Origin of the sequence: Formosa sp. Hel1_31_208 (assembly GCF_900104785.1) — a bacterium.
In the GTDB taxonomy this organism is placed as follows: Bacteria; Bacteroidota; Bacteroidia; order Flavobacteriales; family Flavobacteriaceae; genus Psychroserpens.
The window spans coordinates 1,929,730-1,948,930 of the sequence record NZ_LT629733.1; the positions used below are offsets into that span (position 1 = coordinate 1,929,730).

At 34.8% G+C, this 19,201-nt stretch carries 19 protein-coding genes; 6 read left to right on the plus strand and 13 right to left on the minus strand.

Annotated features, from left to right (window positions below; translation table 11 throughout):
* The first annotated feature begins 4 nt into the window (after positions 1–4).
* On the plus strand, positions 5–1,093 hold the full coding sequence (locus BLT57_RS08680; protein ID WP_091424943.1) for an amidohydrolase family protein: 1,089 nt from the start codon (positions 5–7) through the stop codon (positions 1,091–1,093).
* On the opposite strand, the gene BLT57_RS08685 is transcribed toward BLT57_RS08680, so the two are convergent.
* The 7 genes from BLT57_RS08685 to BLT57_RS08715 form a co-directional block, all read right to left on the minus strand.
* Positions 1,094–2,635: an acyl-CoA carboxylase subunit beta gene (locus BLT57_RS08685; RefSeq protein WP_091424945.1), complete on the minus strand. Its 1,542-nt coding sequence runs from the start codon at positions 2,633–2,635 to the stop codon at positions 1,094–1,096.
* A 6-nt stretch (positions 2,636–2,641) separates the two neighbouring features.
* Positions 2,642–4,081, minus strand: coding sequence for an acetyl-CoA carboxylase biotin carboxylase subunit (gene accC / locus BLT57_RS08690; protein ID WP_091424946.1), 1,440 nt, complete (start codon positions 4,079–4,081; stop codon positions 2,642–2,644).
* 60 nt (positions 4,082–4,141) lie between these two features.
* Positions 4,142–4,618: an acetyl-CoA carboxylase biotin carboxyl carrier protein subunit gene (locus BLT57_RS08695; RefSeq protein WP_091424948.1), complete on the minus strand. Its 477-nt coding sequence runs from the start codon at positions 4,616–4,618 to the stop codon at positions 4,142–4,144.
* 86 nt (positions 4,619–4,704) lie between these two features.
* The gene (locus tag BLT57_RS08700; RefSeq protein ID WP_091424949.1) at positions 4,705–5,379 is read right to left on the minus strand and encodes a PrsW family intramembrane metalloprotease; all 675 of its coding nucleotides are present in this window, start codon (positions 5,377–5,379) and stop codon (positions 4,705–4,707) included.
* Between the two features lie 10 nt (positions 5,380–5,389).
* On the minus strand, positions 5,390–5,947 hold the full coding sequence (locus tag BLT57_RS08705) for an NUDIX domain-containing protein (RefSeq protein WP_091424951.1): 558 nt from the start codon (positions 5,945–5,947) through the stop codon (positions 5,390–5,392).
* A 7-nt stretch (positions 5,948–5,954) separates the two neighbouring features.
* Complete coding sequence (locus tag BLT57_RS08710; protein WP_091424952.1) at positions 5,955–7,112, minus strand: aminotransferase class V-fold PLP-dependent enzyme; 1,158 nt, start codon at positions 7,110–7,112, stop codon at positions 5,955–5,957.
* Between the two features lie 6 nt (positions 7,113–7,118).
* The gene (locus BLT57_RS08715; protein ID WP_091424954.1) at positions 7,119–8,207 is read right to left on the minus strand and encodes a M42 family metallopeptidase; all 1,089 of its coding nucleotides are present in this window, start codon (positions 8,205–8,207) and stop codon (positions 7,119–7,121) included.
* A gap of 134 nt (positions 8,208–8,341) precedes the next feature.
* On the opposite strand from BLT57_RS08715, the gene BLT57_RS08720 reads away from it, so the two are divergent.
* The 4 genes from BLT57_RS08720 (at position 8,342) to BLT57_RS08735 (ending at position 14,394) form a co-directional block, all read left to right on the plus strand.
* A complete protein-coding gene (locus BLT57_RS08720; protein ID WP_091426720.1) occupies positions 8,342–9,229 on the plus strand; it encodes an ABC transporter ATP-binding protein in 888 nt (295 codons plus the stop codon).
* A 33-nt stretch (positions 9,230–9,262) separates the two neighbouring features.
* Positions 9,263–12,910, plus strand: coding sequence for a M1 family aminopeptidase (locus BLT57_RS08725; RefSeq protein WP_091424955.1), 3,648 nt, complete (start codon positions 9,263–9,265; stop codon positions 12,908–12,910).
* A 168-nt stretch (positions 12,911–13,078) separates the two neighbouring features.
* Complete coding sequence (locus BLT57_RS08730) at positions 13,079–13,768, plus strand: DUF4294 domain-containing protein (protein WP_091424957.1); 690 nt, start codon at positions 13,079–13,081, stop codon at positions 13,766–13,768.
* A complete protein-coding gene (locus BLT57_RS08735; protein WP_091426722.1) occupies positions 13,768–14,394 on the plus strand; it encodes a hemolysin III family protein in 627 nt (208 codons plus the stop codon). The genes BLT57_RS08730 and BLT57_RS08735 overlap by 1 nt, the downstream gene beginning before the upstream one ends.
* On the opposite strand, the gene BLT57_RS08740 is transcribed toward BLT57_RS08735, so the two are convergent.
* The 4 genes from BLT57_RS08740 to BLT57_RS08755 form a co-directional block, all read right to left on the minus strand.
* Positions 14,391–14,762: a VOC family protein gene (locus BLT57_RS08740; protein ID WP_091424958.1), complete on the minus strand. Its 372-nt coding sequence runs from the start codon at positions 14,760–14,762 to the stop codon at positions 14,391–14,393. The two genes, BLT57_RS08735 and BLT57_RS08740, sit on opposite strands and share 4 nt — an antisense overlap.
* Before the next feature lie 78 nt (positions 14,763–14,840).
* Complete coding sequence (locus tag BLT57_RS08745; protein ID WP_091424960.1) at positions 14,841–15,269, minus strand: DUF4268 domain-containing protein; 429 nt, start codon at positions 15,267–15,269, stop codon at positions 14,841–14,843.
* A 5-nt stretch (positions 15,270–15,274) separates the two neighbouring features.
* Positions 15,275–15,949: a ZIP family metal transporter gene (locus tag BLT57_RS08750; protein ID WP_091424962.1), complete on the minus strand. Its 675-nt coding sequence runs from the start codon at positions 15,947–15,949 to the stop codon at positions 15,275–15,277.
* A complete protein-coding gene (locus BLT57_RS08755) occupies positions 15,949–16,680 on the minus strand; it encodes a bifunctional 2-polyprenyl-6-hydroxyphenol methylase/3-demethylubiquinol 3-O-methyltransferase UbiG (RefSeq protein ID WP_091424963.1) in 732 nt (243 codons plus the stop codon). Before BLT57_RS08755 ends, BLT57_RS08750 begins: the two co-directional genes overlap by 1 nt.
* Before the next feature lie 91 nt (positions 16,681–16,771).
* Here BLT57_RS08755 and BLT57_RS08760 point away from each other — a divergent pair, with 91 nt between their 5' ends.
* Positions 16,772–17,938, plus strand: a complete 1,167-nt coding sequence (locus tag BLT57_RS08760; protein ID WP_091424965.1) for a class I SAM-dependent RNA methyltransferase — start codon at positions 16,772–16,774, stop codon at positions 17,936–17,938.
* Here BLT57_RS08760 and BLT57_RS08765 read toward each other — a convergent pair.
* Together BLT57_RS08765 and BLT57_RS08770 are read right to left on the minus strand one after the other, a co-directional pair.
* A complete protein-coding gene (locus tag BLT57_RS08765; protein ID WP_091424967.1) occupies positions 17,935–18,687 on the minus strand; it encodes a DUF6048 family protein in 753 nt (250 codons plus the stop codon). The genes BLT57_RS08760 and BLT57_RS08765 overlap by 4 nt on opposite strands.
* On the minus strand, positions 18,653–19,201 hold the full coding sequence (locus BLT57_RS08770) for a DUF6452 family protein (RefSeq protein WP_091424970.1): 549 nt from the start codon (positions 19,199–19,201) through the stop codon (positions 18,653–18,655). Before BLT57_RS08770 ends, BLT57_RS08765 begins: the two co-directional genes overlap by 35 nt.

Below are 19,201 nucleotides of genomic sequence, written 5' to 3' on the forward strand. Positions count from 1 at the left end.
ATTCATGAAATCTAAATTTTACATCATTTGTGCTTTAGCATGCAGTTTAAACTATTTCGCGTTTGCTCAAGAAATGTCTTTTGAAGCGTATAATCCGACATCAACGTTGGTCGTGCCTGGGAAAAGTATTATAAAGGCTAAATTTCCGTTTATTGATGTTCATGGACACCAATACCAAATGCCAACTCAAGATTTAACACCTGTAGTTGCTGCTATGGATACGTTGAATATGGGAATCATGGTAAATTTAAGTGGTAGAACAGGGGACGACCTTATAAAGTCTGTTGCTAATATTGATAAGAACTTTCCAAACCGCTTTGTTGTATTTTGTAATATTAATTTTGAAGGAGCTGGAGCAAAGGGTTGGATACAGGAAAAAGTCACACAACTAAAAGAAGATGTTAAAAATGGTGCTCGCGGACTAAAAGTGTATAAAAGCCTTGGGTTGCGCAATACAGATATCGATGGTAAACGTTTAGCTATTGACGACTCTCGATTAAATCCGATATGGAGAACCTGCGGCGAATTGGGTATCCCGGTATTGATTCATGCAGCCGATCCAAAATCATTTTGGGATGAATTTGATGGTGATAATGAACGTTGGTTAGAATTAAAAACACACCCGCGTCGTAAACGTGATGCTAATAACCCTGTGCCTTGGGAACAAATTATACAAGAGCAACACAATATGTTTAAATCACATCCAAATACCATATTTATAAATGCACACATGGGATGGTTCGCTAATGATTTAGGTCAACTAGGAAAACTCCTCGATGAGATGCCAAACATGAATGTAGGTATTGGAGCCATTATTGCAGAATTAGGACGACAGCCTCGTTTTGCGAAAGCATTTTTTATCAAATACCAAGATCGTATTCTCTTCGGAAAAGATAGTTGGAAACCAAAAGAGTTTCCTACATATTTTAGAGTCTTAGAAAGTGCTGATGAATACTTTCCGTACCATAAAAAATATCATGCTTTTTGGCCAATGTATGGATTAGACTTACCAGACGAGGTACTTAAAAAAGTATATTATAAAAATGCATTACGCATTGTTCCAGGTTTAGACAAAAGTAAATTCCCAGATTAATTATAAAGGAATATTACCATGCTTACGCTTTGGTCTGGCGACTTCTTTATTCTCTAACATTGAAAAGGCTTTTATTAGTTTTCTACGAGTGTTCTTCGGAAGAATCACCTCATCAATAAAACCACGCTCTGACGCACTATAAGGATTAGCAAATAGTTCAGCATACTCGGCTTCCTTTTCTTTCCATTTAGCTTCAGGATCCTCTGCTGATGAAATTTCACGTTTAAAAATGATTTCCGCAGCACCTTTAGCACCCATAACAGCAATTTCTGCATTTGGCCAAGCAAAATTCATATCGGCACCAATATGTTTAGAATTCATAACGTCATAAGCACCACCATATGCTTTTCTAGTAATTACAGTTACTCTGGGTACTGTAGCTTCACTAAATGCATAAAGTAATTTGGCTCCATGAACAATAATACCATTCCATTCTTGATCTGTTCCCGGTAAAAAGCCTGGAACATCTTCAAGGACTAGTAACGGAATATTAAAACAATCACAAAAACGCACAAAACGAGCTGCTTTCTTAGAACTATTTACATCCAATACACCTGCTAAAAACATTGGTTGATTGGCCACAATCCCAATAGATTTACCTCCTAAACGAGCAAAACCAACGATGATGTTTTCAGCGTGATCTTTATGAATCTCATAAAACGAATCTTCGTCAATAATTCCTTCAATAACCTGATGCATGTCATAAGGCTTATTTGGATTCTCAGGAACAATTTCAGAAAGCTTATCTCTTACTTCATCTTGTAAGTTAAACTCTATATCTTTAGGGGTTTCGCGGTTGCTTTGTGGCAAATAACTTAAAAGGTTTTTAACGTCTTCTAGGCATTCAATATCATTTGGTGACGTTTTATGAGCCACGCCAGACTTTGTAGAATGTACGCTAGCACCTCCAAGTTCCTCGCTGGTAACTTCTTCATTAGTTACCGTTTTCACGACGTTCGGACCAGTAACAAACATATAGCTGGTGTCTTGAACCATTATGGTAAAATCAGTCATGGCTGGAGAATATACGGCTCCACCTGCACAGGGGCCCATGATAGCTGAAATTTGCGGAATCACTCCAGAAGCCTGAACATTTCTATAAAATATATCGGCATATCCGCCTAAAGAGCGCACACCTTCTTGAATACGAGCACCACCAGAATCATTTAATCCTAAAATTGGTGCACCAACGTTTACGGCCATATCCATAATTTTACAAATCTTTTCAGCATGAGTTTCGGATAATGAACCGCCAAAGACGGTAAAGTCTTGAGCAAAAATATAAACTAACCTACCGTCTACTGTACCGTATCCTGTAACCACACCATCACCATAAAATTTTTGGTTTTCCATACCAAAATCTTTTGTTCGGTGGGTTACTAAAGCACCAATCTCTTCAAATGAGCCTTCATCTAAAAGATATAAAACGCGTTCGCGTGCTGTCAGTTTTTTCTTTTGATGTTGTTTGTCAATTCGCGCTTGTCCACCGCCTAGTTTGGCAAGATCTAGCTTTTCGTTGAGCGTTTTTATTTTAGAGTCCATAGTGTCTTAGTTTGGTAATCTTAATAGTTTTTGATCTTCTAGATAGTGTTTTAGAGCAATTTTAGCTGCCACTTCCGCTTCCTTATGGTGTCGTTCTTCCAAAAGGCTAGGTGAATAGTAGTTTTTCACAAAATGCGTATCAAAGTTTCCACTTTTAAAAGCCTCATGTTCGCAAACAAATCTCCCAAAAGGTAAGGTGGTTTGTACGCCTTTTATATGGTAATTATCAATAGCTTTTATCATTAATTGAATAGCTTCATCACGAGTAGTACCATAGGTAATTAACTTAGAAAGCATAGGGTCATAGTAAATAGGGATATCCATGCCTTCTTCAAATCCATTGTCTACTCGAATGTTTTTACCCACGGGTAATTGATATACTTCTAAATTACCAACACTTGGCAAGAAGTCGTTCATAGGATCTTCGGCATAAACACGTAATTCAAGTGCATGACCATTAATTTTTAAATCCTCTTGTTTAATTTGAAGGGCTTCACCACGTGCTACTCTAATTTGTAATTCTACGAGATCTACACCAGAAATTAATTCTGAAACGGGATGTTCTACTTGAAGTCTAGTATTCATTTCTAAAAAATAGAAATTATGGTCAGCATCTAATAAGAATTCTACGGTCCCTGCGCCTAGATAATCACAAGAACGTGCTACATTAATAGCGGCTTGTCCCATGCGTTCTCTTAATTCAGGAGATAAAATCGCTGAAGGAGCCTCTTCAACCACTTTTTGGTGGCGGCGTTGTATAGAGCATTCACGCTCAAAGAAATGCAATATATTTCCATGACTATCTGCCATCACTTGAATTTCAATATGTCTTGGTGACGTGACGTATTTTTCTACAAAAACAGAACCATCTCCAAAAGCAGAAGTAGCCTCACTAATGGCACGTTTCATTTGTTCTTCAACATCTTTTTCCTTTTCAACAACACGCATTCCCTTTCCACCACCACCAGCAGCAGCTTTAATTAGAATTGGAAAACCAATTTCTTTGGCAATTTCGATGGCCTCTTTGGGGTCTGTAATGGCATGATCTACACCAGGAACCATAGGAATATCATAATCTTTAACGGCATCTTTAGCAGCTAATTTATCTCCCATCATATGAATGGCCTTAGAGCGCGGTCCAATGAAAGTGATCTTGTTTTTTTCAGCAAGCTCTGCAAATTCAGCATTTTCGCTTAAGAAGCCATAACCCGGATGAATACCATCTACTTGTAAAGATTTTGCGACTTCAATAATTTTGTCACCTCTAAGGTAAGATTGATTAGAAGGGGGTGGACCAATACAAACAGCTTCGTCTGCATATTTTACATGAGGCGCATTTCTATCTGCTTCAGAGAAGACAGCCACTGTCTTTATTCCCATTCTTTTTGCCGTACGCATTACACGAATGGCAATTTCTCCACGATTGGCAACCAATATTTTTTTCATATCTAAATATTAATGACCTGTTTGCTAACAAACAGCTATTACAATAAGTATTTACTAAGCTTATTCAAATTCGATTAAAAGTGTGTTTTTGTCTACTGTTTCTCCTTGACTTACACTAACAGATTTAATAACGCCTTGTCTGGGAGACGTAATGACATTTTCCATTTTCATAGCTTCCAATATAAGAAGAGCATCATCTTCTTGCACGTCTTGACCAACTTCAATATTGATTTCCAAAATAAGTCCTGGCATTGGAGCTTTAATACTATTAACTTGTTTGGAAGCACCAACTTCAAATCCCAAAGCTGCAATTTGTTGATCTAAGGCATCATTGATAACAACGTCATAGGTGTTATTATTAACTTTAACTTGATAGGTTTTTTTATTAAAATCTATCTTTAAAATAGAGGCTTTGATTGAGTTGTTGTTTTGTAAAATGTGAAAATGATCGGAGGTAGTTTCAACGGCATCAAGTTTATCTACATCGTCTTTTGAAATATCAAAACTATGTGCATTGTTGACTTTTATTTTATACATAAAACAGTGTTTATTAGATCCAACAAAATTAATAAAAAGTAGGCTGATAAAACATGAATTAAATCATGTTCTATCACAATTCTTTATTAATGTTTGAAGTGAGAATCTTCTTGATGTCTTATCATAGCTTTGCGCGATAAATAGACACCAATAATTAAAGATATAAATGCGCCTATCCAAATCCCAGGAATAAAGTCAATAAATAGAAAAAAGTCATAGAACCCATGAAAAATAACCGCCAGAAGTAAACCAGTCAGATTCAGTTTGACTTTATTATTTGAAAATTTAGCCTTACCCATAAAATAGCCCATCAAGATGCCAAAAGTAGCATGCGCAGGGACTGCCGTAAACGCTCTTAAAATTCCAGTAGTATATCCACCTTCTAAAACGTAAATAACGTTTTCCGTAGCGGCAAATCCCATAGAAACCATTAAGGCATACATTATACCATCATAGGGCTCATTAAAGTTTTTCTTTGGTTGTGCGAAATATCTAACCATGATATATTTACTGAATTCTTCGGTAAAAGCCACAATTACAAATGCCTTGATAAATTGTTGTAGTACACTAAATTCGTTACTAATAGGGAGCATGACATTAAACCCATAATATATTATGGTAGTTACAATAATACTTACAACTGCACCTAGCAGAAAACTAGCAAATAATAAGCCTTTTGGTTCTTTCTCATACTTATCTTTAAAATAAACATAAAGGATAATGATAAAAATAGGAGCGACAGCAAGAAGGAGTAAGTCCATAAATTAACAATTATAATAATAGTAGTTGTTGTTTAATGGCTTTGACAACAGTCTCATAATACCTTCGATTGGTAGCGATAAAATGATGGTTGGTATTACTGTGATCTAACTTTTGAATGAACTCAGGGATCGATACAAACTTCAAAGATTCAACTTCTCCTGCCTGAGGTGTAAGTTCCTGAATGGCTGAATTAATTTTTATAATAAAAGTATTATGAAACTCATAGTCTTTAATCCCATTAGAATAGTTTTTAAAACATTTAAAAACACCAATTTTTTGAAGTGCTGCTTCTGAAATATCTAAACCAATTTCCTCTTTAGCTTCTCTTATAGCGGCGTCTTCAATACGTTCTCCAGTTTCAACATGACCAGCAACCGATACATCCCAAAGTAAGGGGTAAATGGCCTTAGATGCGGCGCGTTGTTGCAATAGAATTTGACCCTCTGAAGTATAACACCACACATGGGCAGTATGATGGTAAAGACCTTTTTTATGGATTTCAGATTTTAGCCCTGAAACTCCAGTTGGTTCACCATTTTCATCTACAATGTCGATATATTCTTCCAATACTGTTTTATAATAAAGATTGAATACCTTTAACTAAGGTGTTTAGATCATTAGCTGTATTGTATAGGTGACAAGACACACGAATATATGCTCCTCTAAATGAAACATAAATTTGTTTTTCGTATAAGACCTGTTTTAGTTTTTGAACATCTAAAATCTGTGGAGGTTTTACACCAAAAAGGTGATGAGCTCTATCATCAGGGTTTTCGATTTCACAACCCAAATCTATTAGTTGTTGCGCGGCTTCGATACTCACGGATTTACAATAATTCTGTATCGCTCCTGGTGTCCATGAAATGACCTGCTTGAGCGCTTCAATTTGCATTTTCACATATATAAAATTTCCACTTTCTCCCATAGCATAGCGATTGGCTAAAGGTTTATATTGGGACTGATAATTGGTTAAGCCTGACAAGTTTTCACTATCTAAGCGATTGGCCCAATTATCTTCAATGGGTTCTCCTTGATCGAAATAACTTCCATAATAAGCATAGGCACAACCATAAGGTCCAAACAACCATTTGTAACCAGCACATATCAAAGCATCGGGTTGAATTTCTTTTATTGAGAATGGAAATGCACCAACTGTTTGACTACCATCAACAATTAATAATGCGCCGTTTTCTCTTGTCTTTTGACGTATGGATTTGAGATTAAAAATAATCCCATTAGACCAGTGGATTTGTCCGAGTGCAACCACAGCTGTTCGTTCGTTAATGGCGTCAAGAATATCTTGATTCCATTGTTGAGCGTTTCCAACACTAAGGTTTGGATTTTTAACAGTAATTATCTTAGCATTAAATTTACTTGCCAGTTTTTTCCATGCGTAAATATTACTCGGAAACTGCTCTTCAATAACTAGGATTTCGTCGTTAGTTTTAAGTGTAATATTATTTGCAACCGTAGCAATTCCATAGGAAACAGAAGGAATAGTGACTATCCGTTCAGGTTCATCTGAATCTATTAACTGAGCAAAAAGCGTTTTAAGTTCTGTAACAGGGTTAAAAAAATCTGATACTGGAATTGTATAAGGTTTGCTTTTTTGTAAAACGGCATCAATTCCGGCTTTTTCTACAGTCTTAAATGAAGGAGATAAGCTAGCAATGTTCAGATAAGTGACTTGCTCGGGTATATTAAATACATGTTTTTGATGCTGTAAATTCATTTTAATTTATTCAAAATAACTGAAAGTTTCGCCGTCTTTAATCTTAAGTAATGTTTCGTAAATCATTTTAATTACGTTTTCAACATCATTGCGGTGAACCATTTCTACAGTGGTATGCATATAACGTAAAGGTAAAGATATTAATGCAGAAGCAACGCCTCCATTGCTGTAAGCGAAAGCATCTGTGTCTGTTCCTGTAGCTCTTGAAAGCGCAGAGCGTTGAAAGGGTATTTTCATTTCTTCAGCGGTATCTGTAATAAGATCACGCAGTTTTTGTTGTACTGCAGGAGCATAAGCAACTACAGGTCCTTTTCCTAATTCTAAATGACCTTCCTTCTTTTTATCAATCATTGGAGTAGTGGTGTCATGCGTAACATCGGTTACAATGGCCACATTAGGTTGGATGGTTTCAGTAATCATTTGAGCGCCGCGAAGTCCAATTTCCTCTTGAACAGAATTAGTCACATAGAGACCAAAGGGTAAGGTTTTTTTATTTTCTTTAAGAAGACGAGCTACTTCGGCAATCATGAAGCCACCCATTCGATTGTCTAGGGCTCGACACACAAATTTGTCCTTGTTTAAAATGTGGAAAGTATCTGGATACGTAATGACACATCCAACATGAACACCAAGCTTTTCAACTTCTTCCTTGGTAGCGCAACCACAATCAATAAAAATATTTTCTGGCTTAGGCGCTTCTTCTTTAGCGCGGTTTCTTGTATGTATAGCAGGCCAACCAAATACACCTTTTACAATTCCTTTTTTCGTATGAATATCGACGATTTTACTCGGCGCAATTTGATGATCACTCCCCCCATTTCGGATGACATAGATAAGTCCATCATCAGAAATGTAATTTACATACCAAGAAATTTCATCGGCATGTCCTTCTATCACAACTTTATATTTTGCTTTAGGATTAATGACACCAACTGCCGTTCCATAGGTATCCGTAATAAATTCATCTACATATGGTTTTAAATAATCCATCCAAACTTTTTGCCCTTCCCATTCGTAACCAGTAGGTGCAGCGTTGTTTAGATATTTTTCTAGAAAATCAAGTGATTTTTTATTGAGTATGCTTTTTTTAGCCATGAGTGTTTTATTTGTGTTTTCGTAAAAATAAAGGGTTTTATTTTGTTTTTGATGTCTTCGGAAAAGTTTTTGTCACAAAATGGATTATTTTTACACTATTAGTACGTTATAAATTTAATTTTAAACTTCAACAAATGCAGCTAGTCATTAAAGACCTCACAAAAACATATAAGAATGGCGTCAAAGCCATTGACAATCTTAACCTCGAAATTGGAGCAGGAATGTTTGGTCTTTTGGGTCCAAATGGTGCTGGAAAATCGTCATTAATGCGCACAATTGCAACCTTACAGAGTCCAGATTCTGGGTCAATCATGTTTGGAGAGATTAATGTTTTAGAAGATAAAATGGCGTTGAGGAAAATACTTGGATACTTACCACAATCGTTTGGTGTTTACCCAAAGATGTCTGCGGAAGTATTGTTAGATTATTTTGCAACTTTAAAAGGTGTTAGTTCAAAACCTGATCGCAAAGCCTTAGTAAAAGAAGTTTTGGAAATCACCAATTTATATGATGTGCGTAAAAAGAATGTTGCAGGATACTCAGGTGGTATGAAGCAACGTTTCGGGATTGCTCAATTATTATTGAACAGCCCAAAACTTATTATTGTTGATGAACCTACTGCAGGCCTAGATCCTGCTGAAAGACATCGCTTTTTAAATGTACTTCGTGAAGTAGGAACCAATTGTACCGTCATTTTTTCTACGCATATTGTTGAAGATGTTAAGGAGCTTTGTAATGAAATGGCGATTTTAAATGGCGGACGAATATTAAAGCATTCAACACCAACTCTCGCGCGAGAAGAATTAGTTGGAAAGATATGGACCAAAGTAATCCAAAGAGATGATCTTGAGGCTAATGAATTGAAATATAATGTGCTATCATCAAACTATAACGAAGATAATTCATTAAACATAAGAGTGTTTGAAGATGCCTTACCAGATACTGATTTTAAACCCGAAGAACCACAGTTAGACGATGTGTATTTTATTGCCTTAAAGCAAGACGAACCTGTTTTAAGCTAATTTAATTTTATCTAAGATTTAAAAAGATACACTATGTTTTCAACTATATTTTTTCATGAATTAAAGCATTGGTTAAAAAAACCAGCATTTTATATCTATATGGCAATTTTCTTTGCTTTATCTTTATTTATGGCGGCGACAACTGCTGGTATTTTTGATAGTATTACAGCCACAACCGGGTCATCAAGAATTGTGAATGCACCCTTAGGTGTAAGCAATTTATTTAACGGACTGTCAATTTTAATTTTCTTCTTATTTCCTTCAATAATTGGTGTGTCAATATATCGTGATTACAAAAGCGAAATGCACACTATTTTATATTCGTATCCGTTTTCGAAAGCCAATTATTTATTTGCGAAATTTTTTAGTTCAATACTTATTGTGACTTGCATTGTGCTGACTATTGGTATCGGAATGTTTATAGGTTTTAGAATGCCTGGAACAAATTCTGATATTGTAGGTGCATTTGATATTACATCGTATTTTAATGCCTATTGGTTGTTTATTTTGCCAAATGTGTTATTATTTGGAGCTATTGTATTTGCTGTTGTCACATTTACAAGAAACATCGCGGCAGGTTTTATTACCGTTATTCTTTTGTTATTTGTCCAAGGCGTAACAGAAAGCTTTTTGTCAGATCCCGAACACAGATATATGGCGGCTTTAGTTGATCCTTATGGTTCAGCGGCCGTGCAATATTACACAAGATATTGGACAGTTTCTGAACAAAATGAACTCCATATCCCTATTAAAGAATTGATTCTATACAACCGTTTGATTTGGTTGGGCGTTGCGAGCGTGATTTTCGCATTAGTTTATAAGTTCTTTACGTTTAGTCAGAATGCGATGTCGTTTTCACTTTTCAAAAAAGTAAAAGGTGAACGTTCAACAAAACGTAATTTTGGAGGTATTACTCGAATCAATCTTCCAAAGGTTAATTTTGATTATTCGGTTTTACAAAATTTAAAAACCACATGGAAAATCTCTAATATAGAATTTAAATATATAGTCAAAAACTGGCCTTTTATTAGCATTGTTTTGGTTGGGTTAATTATTGTTTTAATCACTCTGTCAGATTTCAGTAATCCATTTGGAACACCTACATATCCTAGAACTTGGCGAATGTTAATGGGAGGATCCGCTTTTACATTGGCAATTAATATTTGTACATTTTTATATGCGGGAATGTTAGTAAACCGGAGCAAAATATTTCGAATGAATGGTTTGGAAGATGTGTCTCCAATTCCAAATTGGTCATTATTTTTATCAAAATTTGTAGCCATAGTAAAGATGCAAATCTTGCTGTTATCTATCGTTATGATTGCTGGAATTTTATTTCAGTTATTTAAAGGTTATTACGATATTGAAATTGGATTATATATCAAAGAATTATTCGGACTACGACTTGTAAACTATGTCATATGGGCATTTTTGGCATTAATGATTCAAACCTTAATTAGAAATCCGTATTTGGGATTATTTGTTCTTATTGTATTGTCTATTGGGATTCCGTTATTGAGTTTAGCCGGAGTTGAGCAATCAATTTTTAAGTACAACGAAGGTCCAGGGTTTCGATTTAATGATATGAACGGTTATGGGGATTCTTTATTACGATATATGCTCTATAAAAGCTATTGGGTTTTAGCCGGCTTAATCTTGATGATTATTGCGGGTTTATTTTGGGTAAGAGGTCTACCACATTCATTTAATGAGCGACTAAAAATAGCCAAATCTAGATTTAAAGCCCCTATAGCAATTACTTTAATGGTATTACTTATTGGATTTCTGACTTTAGGATTTAGAATTTTTCACGAGACCAATATTGAAAATGAGAGTTTTTCTTCAAAAGAAAGAGAAGAACAAGCTGTAGATTGGGAAAAAACATATAAAAAATATGAGAAAGCCGTGCAACCAAGAATTGTATCGGTGAAAACGGAGATGAATTTATTTCCGAAGACAAGAGATTTTGATGCTTCTGGAACATACGTCATGGTCAATAAAACAGATCAGGTTATAGATAGTATTTTCTTAAACCATAATAATTACCCAAGTACCTTTGAGTTTGATAGAGCCAATAAATTGGTTGTCGAGGATACTTTGTATAATTTTGATATTTATACATTAAAACGACCAATGATACCTGGTGATACAATGCAATTGCATTTTACAATTAAAAACAAACCCAATACACTGTTGAGACGAAATTCACCTATTATAGCCAATGGGACCTTTATTAGTAATATGCAGTTATTTCCAAGTTTAGGGTATCAAGGAGGCGAACTTACAGATGATAAAACACGGGAAAAATATGATTTACCGCCTAACGCTTTAAAACCACATCCAAGTGATTCAACAGCTTTAGCAAATACCTATATTAGAAAAGATAGCGATTGGATAGATTTTGAAACAACTGTTAGTACTAGTGAAGACCAAATCGCAATTGCTCCAGGTTATCTTCAGAAAGAATGGACAGAAGATGGTCGTCGGTATTTCCACTATAAAATGGATAGCAAAATCTTGAATTTCTTTGCCTATAATTCAGCGGCATATAAAGTGAAACGCGATACGTGGAAAGACGTAAATCTTGAAATTTATTATCACGAAGGCCATGAGTATAATTTGGAACGTATGATGCGAGGTATGAAAGCCTCCCTCGAATATAATAGCGAGAATTTTAGTCCGTATCAACATAAACAATTACGAATTGTCGAATTCCCAAGCGGAAGTTTTGCACAATCATTTCCAAATACCATTCCGTTTGCAGGAGATGCAGGATTTATTGCCGATGTTGATGATAGTGAAGAAGGGGGTGTAGATTATACGTATGCTATAACAGTGCACGAAGTAGCGCATCAATGGTGGGCTCATCAAGTTATTGGAGCAGACGTTTTAGGCGCAACAATGATGTCTGAAAGTTTATCAGAATATGTGTCACTTAAAGTGCTTGAAAAAGAAATTGGAAAAACCCAAATGCGCAAATTTTTAAAGAAATCCTTGGATGATTATTTAACACGAAGAACCTTTGAGAGTAAACGAGAAAAACCTTTAATGTATAATGACGGACAAGGTTATATACGATATCAAAAAGGCTCGTTGATATTTTATGCATTAAGTGATTATATTGGTGAAGATGTACTTAATAATGCACTTAAAACATATGTAGAAAAGGTCAAATTTCAAGAGCCACCTTATACAACATCTATTGACATGGTTAATCATATTAAAGCAGTTACTCCAGACAGTTTGCAATATGTAATCAAAGATATGTTTGAAACCATTACCGTATACGACAACCGAATTGTAGATGTTTCTGCTACGGAAATGGATAATGGTCAGCACAAAGTCGATATCGAATTCAATGTAAGTAAGTATCGCAATAATGAAAAAGGAAGGCGTTATTACTCTGAAAAAGGAAGAGATTCTATTTCCTACATGGCGGAAGGTAAAAAGAGACCATTACTATCGGTAAAACTTGAAGATTATATTGACATTGGAATTTTTACGGAAGATGATGTTGACGGTAAAAAGAAAGAACGCTTATTGTATTTAGAAAAACATAAGATCACAAAAATCAATAATATAATATCAATTATTGTAGATGAAAAACCAACAGAGGTTGGTGTTGATCCGTTCAATAAATTAATAGATACACGCTCTGATGATAACCGACAGAAGATGTGATTGCCATATAAGTACTAAGATAAAAACCCATAAATACAGTCTATTTATGGGTTTTCCATTTAAAAGCTTAATCAAGACTTGATTATAATATTAACACGAAAAAAGGCTTATAAATGCAACAAATATTTAATTTTGAATTGTGGAATGATTTTAGCACACCATAAGCGTATGAAATTAATTTTAAGTGTCATATTATGCTTGCCCATTGCTCTTTTTGCTCAGGTAGAACCTGTTGAAAGAGATTCAACTGTTATTCAATACATTTATGTAGAAGGCGACTCTATCGCAACGAATACCATTGATTTAGATGAAGTATTGGTTTTAAATAAGCTTAGCTTTGCCGATCGAGAAGCACGTATTAAATATCTTATATTGAGACGTAAAACCTTAAAAGTGTATCCATATGCTAAGTTGGCAGCAGAACGTTTATTGTCTTTGAAAGAACGACTTGAAACATTAAAGAGTAAACGAAAAAAGAAACGATATGCTAAACTCATACAAAAGTTTATAGAGGAAGAGTTTTCCGCAGAATTAAAAAAACTAACTAAAACCGAAGGTCAGATTTTAGTTAAACTGATTCATCGACAAACAGGAAAAACCACATTTCAATTAATAAAAGAATTAAGAAGTGGCTGGCGAGCATTTTGGTTTAATAGTACCGCTAACTTGTTTAATATTTCATTAAAACGCGAATTTAACCCTATGGAGGTTAAGGAGGATTTCTATATAGAAGATATTCTGGAACGTGCGTTTCAAAACAGGCAACTAAAACGTCAAAAACCAGCTATTGAATTTGATTATTATGATTTATCAGATAAGTGGTTAAACACGAAATCTACCTTGGAAATAAAGAATTAATGCAAAAACAAACACCTTTTGAAGAGCATTTGAATGCGTGGAGTCATGGGATTGGCGCTGCTTTAGGAGTAGTGGGTTTAGTATTGCTCATTGTGTATCTGCAAAAAGATGTAGCATATGCTTTATTTAGTGTCATAGTATATGGGATATCAATTATTATTTTGTTTTTAGCTTCCACATGCTATCACGCTGTAAATAACGATAAAAGAAAACATTACTTTCGAATTATAGATCATATTAGTATTTACTTTTTGATTGCAGGTACATATACACCAGTATTACTTATCATGTTACCCGATAGTCATGGTTGGATTTTGTTTTGGGTAGTTTGGGGAATTGCAGCGTTTGGTGTGATTTTAAAACTCTTTTTTACAGGTCGTTTTGAAACCTTTTCGACCTTATTATATCTGGTCATGGGTTGGTTGATTGTATTTGATTTTTCAAAACTTGCAGATAGAATGGACACTAACGGACTATATCTGTTATTTGCAGGAGGCGCATTCTATACCTTGGGGATTCTATTTTATGCTATTGAAAAAATCCCCTTTAATCATGTGATTTGGCATGCATTCGTTTTGGGAGGTGCCATTTGTCATTTTTTAATGATCTATTACTATGTGATTTAAACATGTTGATCAATTAAAATAGCATTTCCATCAGGATCAAGAACGACACAACTCGCTGGTCCAGAAGTAAGTTCATCTGCTTCACTTTCTAAAGAAATTCCTTTTGACTTTAAATGCTTCTGAATAACTCGAACATCATCAAATTCTTTAAGAGTATTTGCACTTTCATCCCAGCCAGGATTGAAGGTTAAGATGTTATTTTCAAACATACCTTGAAATAATCCAACTAAGGAGTTGCCATTTTTCATAATAAGGTAATTCCGTTCTATATCTCCTGCAAAGATTGAAAACCCAAGGGTTTCATAAAATGCTTTGGAAGATTGAATGTCTTTAACAGCTAAGCTAATTGAGAATGCACCAAGTTTCATACGATGTGATTTACAGTTGTTACATTAAAGATAAGAAAATAGTCAGTTTGAACAATGTCAGTTGTAAAATAGTGATTCTTAGTCAGATAATATATCACGATAGTCTTCAAAAAAAGCCTCAAATTGGCTCATTGTAGAATTAAAAAATACCATTACATCTTGCCACGAATTTTTATTATGTATGGATACTTTCTGCTCTAATGGCAAGTATATTCGAGAAATTTCTTTTCCGTTCTCTAAATAGAATTCTTCTTCAAAAATGATATCTTTGAGATATTCAGATTTTAGTATCGCTTCTAAAGATTGAAGTTTTTCCCAATTCTTGATGCGGTTTTCTAGATCATCCTCAAGGTCAAGAACAACCAATGCTTTTTTGGTGTCGAAATGAAATTTAAATGAAAAACCCTTTATTTTGGTGTCGTAAAGAATCCATTTCCTCGGAAAAGATTTACCAAAACTTATCCAGAATTCTTCGCGCAACTGCCGTGATTCTTCTTTAGAGAACATATAAACTAGATTAAAAAGGCAATACTCACCCCCAAAATAATGGCAACTAATTTTGATAGATTAAATTTATGGCCTTCACTACTTTCAAATAAAATGGTGGTTGAAATATGGAAGAAAATACCGATAACTACAGCATTAATCATGTTAAGATAATCAGACGATATAGTTGTGGCATTAGATATGTAAGTACCTAATGGAGTCATAAGTGCAAATACCGTTAAAAACCCAATAATTTTAAGTTTACTGAAATGTGATTGAATTAAAAAGGCTGAGATTAATGTAGCAATGGGGATTTTATGCACTAGTACACCAAAAACCATATCATTATCCTCATGAATGGGAAACCCTTCTAAAAAGCTGTGTATACATAAGCTAATAAAAAGTAACCATGGGAAGTTCTTGGATGTATTATGTAAATGTACATGGCCGTGCTCAGCACCTTTAGAGAAAAATTCTAAAATGATTTGTAAAAGGATACCACACATAATATAGAGCCCTGTGGTTTTTGCTTCTAAATGATGATAAACTTCTGGCAGCAAGTCAAAAAGTGTTAGAGCTAATAAAAACGCACCACTAAAAGAGAGGAGGAGTTTGGTATAAAGATTTTTATTTTGCTTTGTCAAGAATGCCAAAACAATACCAATAACTACAGCTAATATGGGAAGTACGTACGACTGCATTATTTAAATATCATAACTAAACGTTCTGAAGTTTTAGAATCATACTTTTTTAAATTATAATCACCAAAAACATCTAATAAGTGAACACCTGCCTTTTCAAAAAGGGTTTCAAAATCTTTTAATGTAAAAGCTCTTACGCGTTCCTGAAAATTAAAAATTTCTCCCTCTGCTGAAAAAGAAATATCTTTTACAATATACCCATTTGACACCTTTCTTTTTTGATGAAAATCAATACCATCAACTGTTTTTGTGTTTTCAATGATCAATTGGTCAATTACAAAATTACTATTCATAAAATCGATAACGCCAAAACCGACATCATTGAGATTTGCCTTAATCGCTTTGATAGTTTTTAAATTATCGTCTTCATTTTCAAAGTACCCAAAACTAGTAAACATATTAAACACGGCGTCAAATTGTTTATGATAAGGTATACACATGTCGTGTACGTCAAAATGAAGCGTATCATTTTCAAATTGTTTTGCAAATTCGATGCTGTTTTCTGAGAGATCTAAACCCGTAACGTTATATCCTAAACTATTGAGATAAATAGAGTGCCTTCCTTTTCCGCAGGCAAGGTCTAGGATTGATCCTCCTTCGGGCAAGTTGAGATATTCTGTCAGGTTATCCATAAAGACTTGTGCTTCTTTATAATCTCTATCTTTATATAAGATATGATAGAATGGTGTATCAAACCATGAAGCATACCATTGTTGTGTGTCTTTTGTCATATCTATTTCCTGAATGCACAGGAATCTAGTTTTTAATTCTTCTTCTAAGCCACAAAAATACTTTATTTTTGCAATCTATCAGTCGTACAGTATGGAGAATAATTATAAAATGGTGGCAAAAACCTTATATGGTTTTGAAGAACTATTAGAGCGTGAATTAATTCAATTAGGCGCAATGAACGTTAAAAAAGGCGTTCGTAATGTAAGCTTTGAAGGGGATAAGGGCTTTATGTATAAGGCCAATTTAGGGCTGCGTACTGCTATAAAAATCTTAAAACCAATTAAAACATTTCGTGTTGGAAATGAGCAAGATTTATATGATCAAGTCTATAAAATGTCTTGGGATAAATACTTAAAACCAAGCGGAACTCTTGCCATTGATGCCACAGTGCATTCCAAAGCTTTTACGCATTCCCAGTATGTTGCACTTAAGACAAAGGATGCGATTGTTGACAAATTCAGAAATACGGTAGGAGAGCGGCCGAATATTGACTTGCGCTTTCCAGATTTAAAAATCAATGTACATATTGACCGACAGGTTTGCACGATCTCATTAGATGCTTCTGGTGAATCACTGCACAAACGCGGCTATAAGACAGCTACAAATATCGCACCTATCAATGAAGTACTTGCAGCAGGTCTAGTGATGTTATCAGGCTGGGATGGTCAATCAGATTTCATGGACCCTATGTGTGGGAGTGGAACTATTTTAATTGAAGCGGCAATGATAGCTTGCAATATTCCACCAAATCTCATGCGAAAGGAGTTTGCTTTCGAACGCTGGCAAGATTGGGATGTAGATCTTTTCGAAAAAATTGAAGAGTCCTTACTTTCAAAGACTCGAGATTTTCATCACAAAATGGTAGGATATGACAAATCACCAAGTGTAATTTCAAAAGCTAAAGACAACGTCAAAAACGCACATCTAGAAGATTTTATAAGCGTACAACATGAAGACTTTTTTAAAACTCAGAAATCTGGTGAAAACAAACTTCATATCTTGTTTAACCCTCCTTATGGCGAAAGACTTGATATTGATATGGAATCCTTTTACAAGGATATTGGCGATACCTTAAAGCAAGGTTATCCCGGAACTGAAGCGTGGTTTATAACTTCAAATTTAGAGGCTTTAAAACATGTTGGTTTACGACCTTCACGTAAAATTCATCTCGTTAACGCTAAATTAGAAGCGCGATTAGTCAAGTACGTCATGTATGAAGGAAGTAAAAAAGGGAAGTATATGAATTCTGATGATTAATTGTCATCAGTTTCAACAACCACAGTCTTATCTTTTTTGTAAATAGGAATTAAATACGAGATGGTGTAACCAAAACCTAATCCAAATCGACCGCTGTCATAGGTCCTATTAAAACCAGGAACGTATAAATTTTCAAAATCTTCAGGCTGTTCTTGTGACAACATACTCTTGATTTGAATGTTTAGTCCGCCATATAGATTTGTAAACAATTCTGCTTTTATACCTATTATTAATTCTGCCCAAATGGCTGAGAGTCCGTCATATTCTTCACTCGAATTTTCAGAGAAAGGAGCATTCCAATATTGATTGGTATTGTAAACCGTAAATTCATTAAGTTGCTGGCTAAAACTGCTTACGCCAACTCTAAAACCCGTATAAATCATGTTTTGCATGTCCAACCAATTGGTATAAGTGTTATAATCAATTCCAGCCTTAAAATAACTTCCCGTTGATGTCACATCTAAAAACTCTGTAATGACGTTGCGTTCTTCGGTCCCGAGTTCGCCAGCGATATATAGATTCTTAGTTAGACGATAATCACCATTGATTTCAAACCCAGTATAATCCTTATCTATAAGGGACCGTGCAATTTTACCAATATCACCACCCAGTCGAATACCATAATTTTGCTTGTAGACTAGCGTGTCGACAGTTGATTTTTTGTCGTCGTTCTGCGCGTGTGATGTGAATGGCAACAACATCACAACAATCATGCTAATGATAAATAATGACGTGTGCTGCGTTTTCATTGTCTATTGTTTCGTTAATTATTTCTGTATTAATGATCCAGTTATCGTCATCGTTATCTCTAGAAACACCACCAGTAGTTCCAAAATTAAAGATACTCTTTAAGCCACAAGCTCTAGATACATATATAAATTCTGGAGTGTATCTAACTTCAATGATATCTATGTTAGAGTCGTTATCTGGATTATCATTATCTGCTAAATCAGAATCTTTTTCAAGCTGAAAACGCGTTATCGTTTCTGTACCTTCATTGGCGAAACGCAGCGGCAATACAATCGAGTCTGGGCTCGCTCTATTTACAGGTATTTCATTTAAAGGTTCGTCGTTGTCATTCAATCCTTTTACTCTTAATAGCCTGACACTCTTCAATTCATCTTGATCATTTATATTATAAAATCGAATGATAAGACTTGGTGTGGTCGCCGTATCTTCTGGGCAAATATCGTCACGTTCACAGGCTAAGAGTATAACTGCAATTGATGAAATGATGATTAATAAGGGTACAACTTTTTTCAA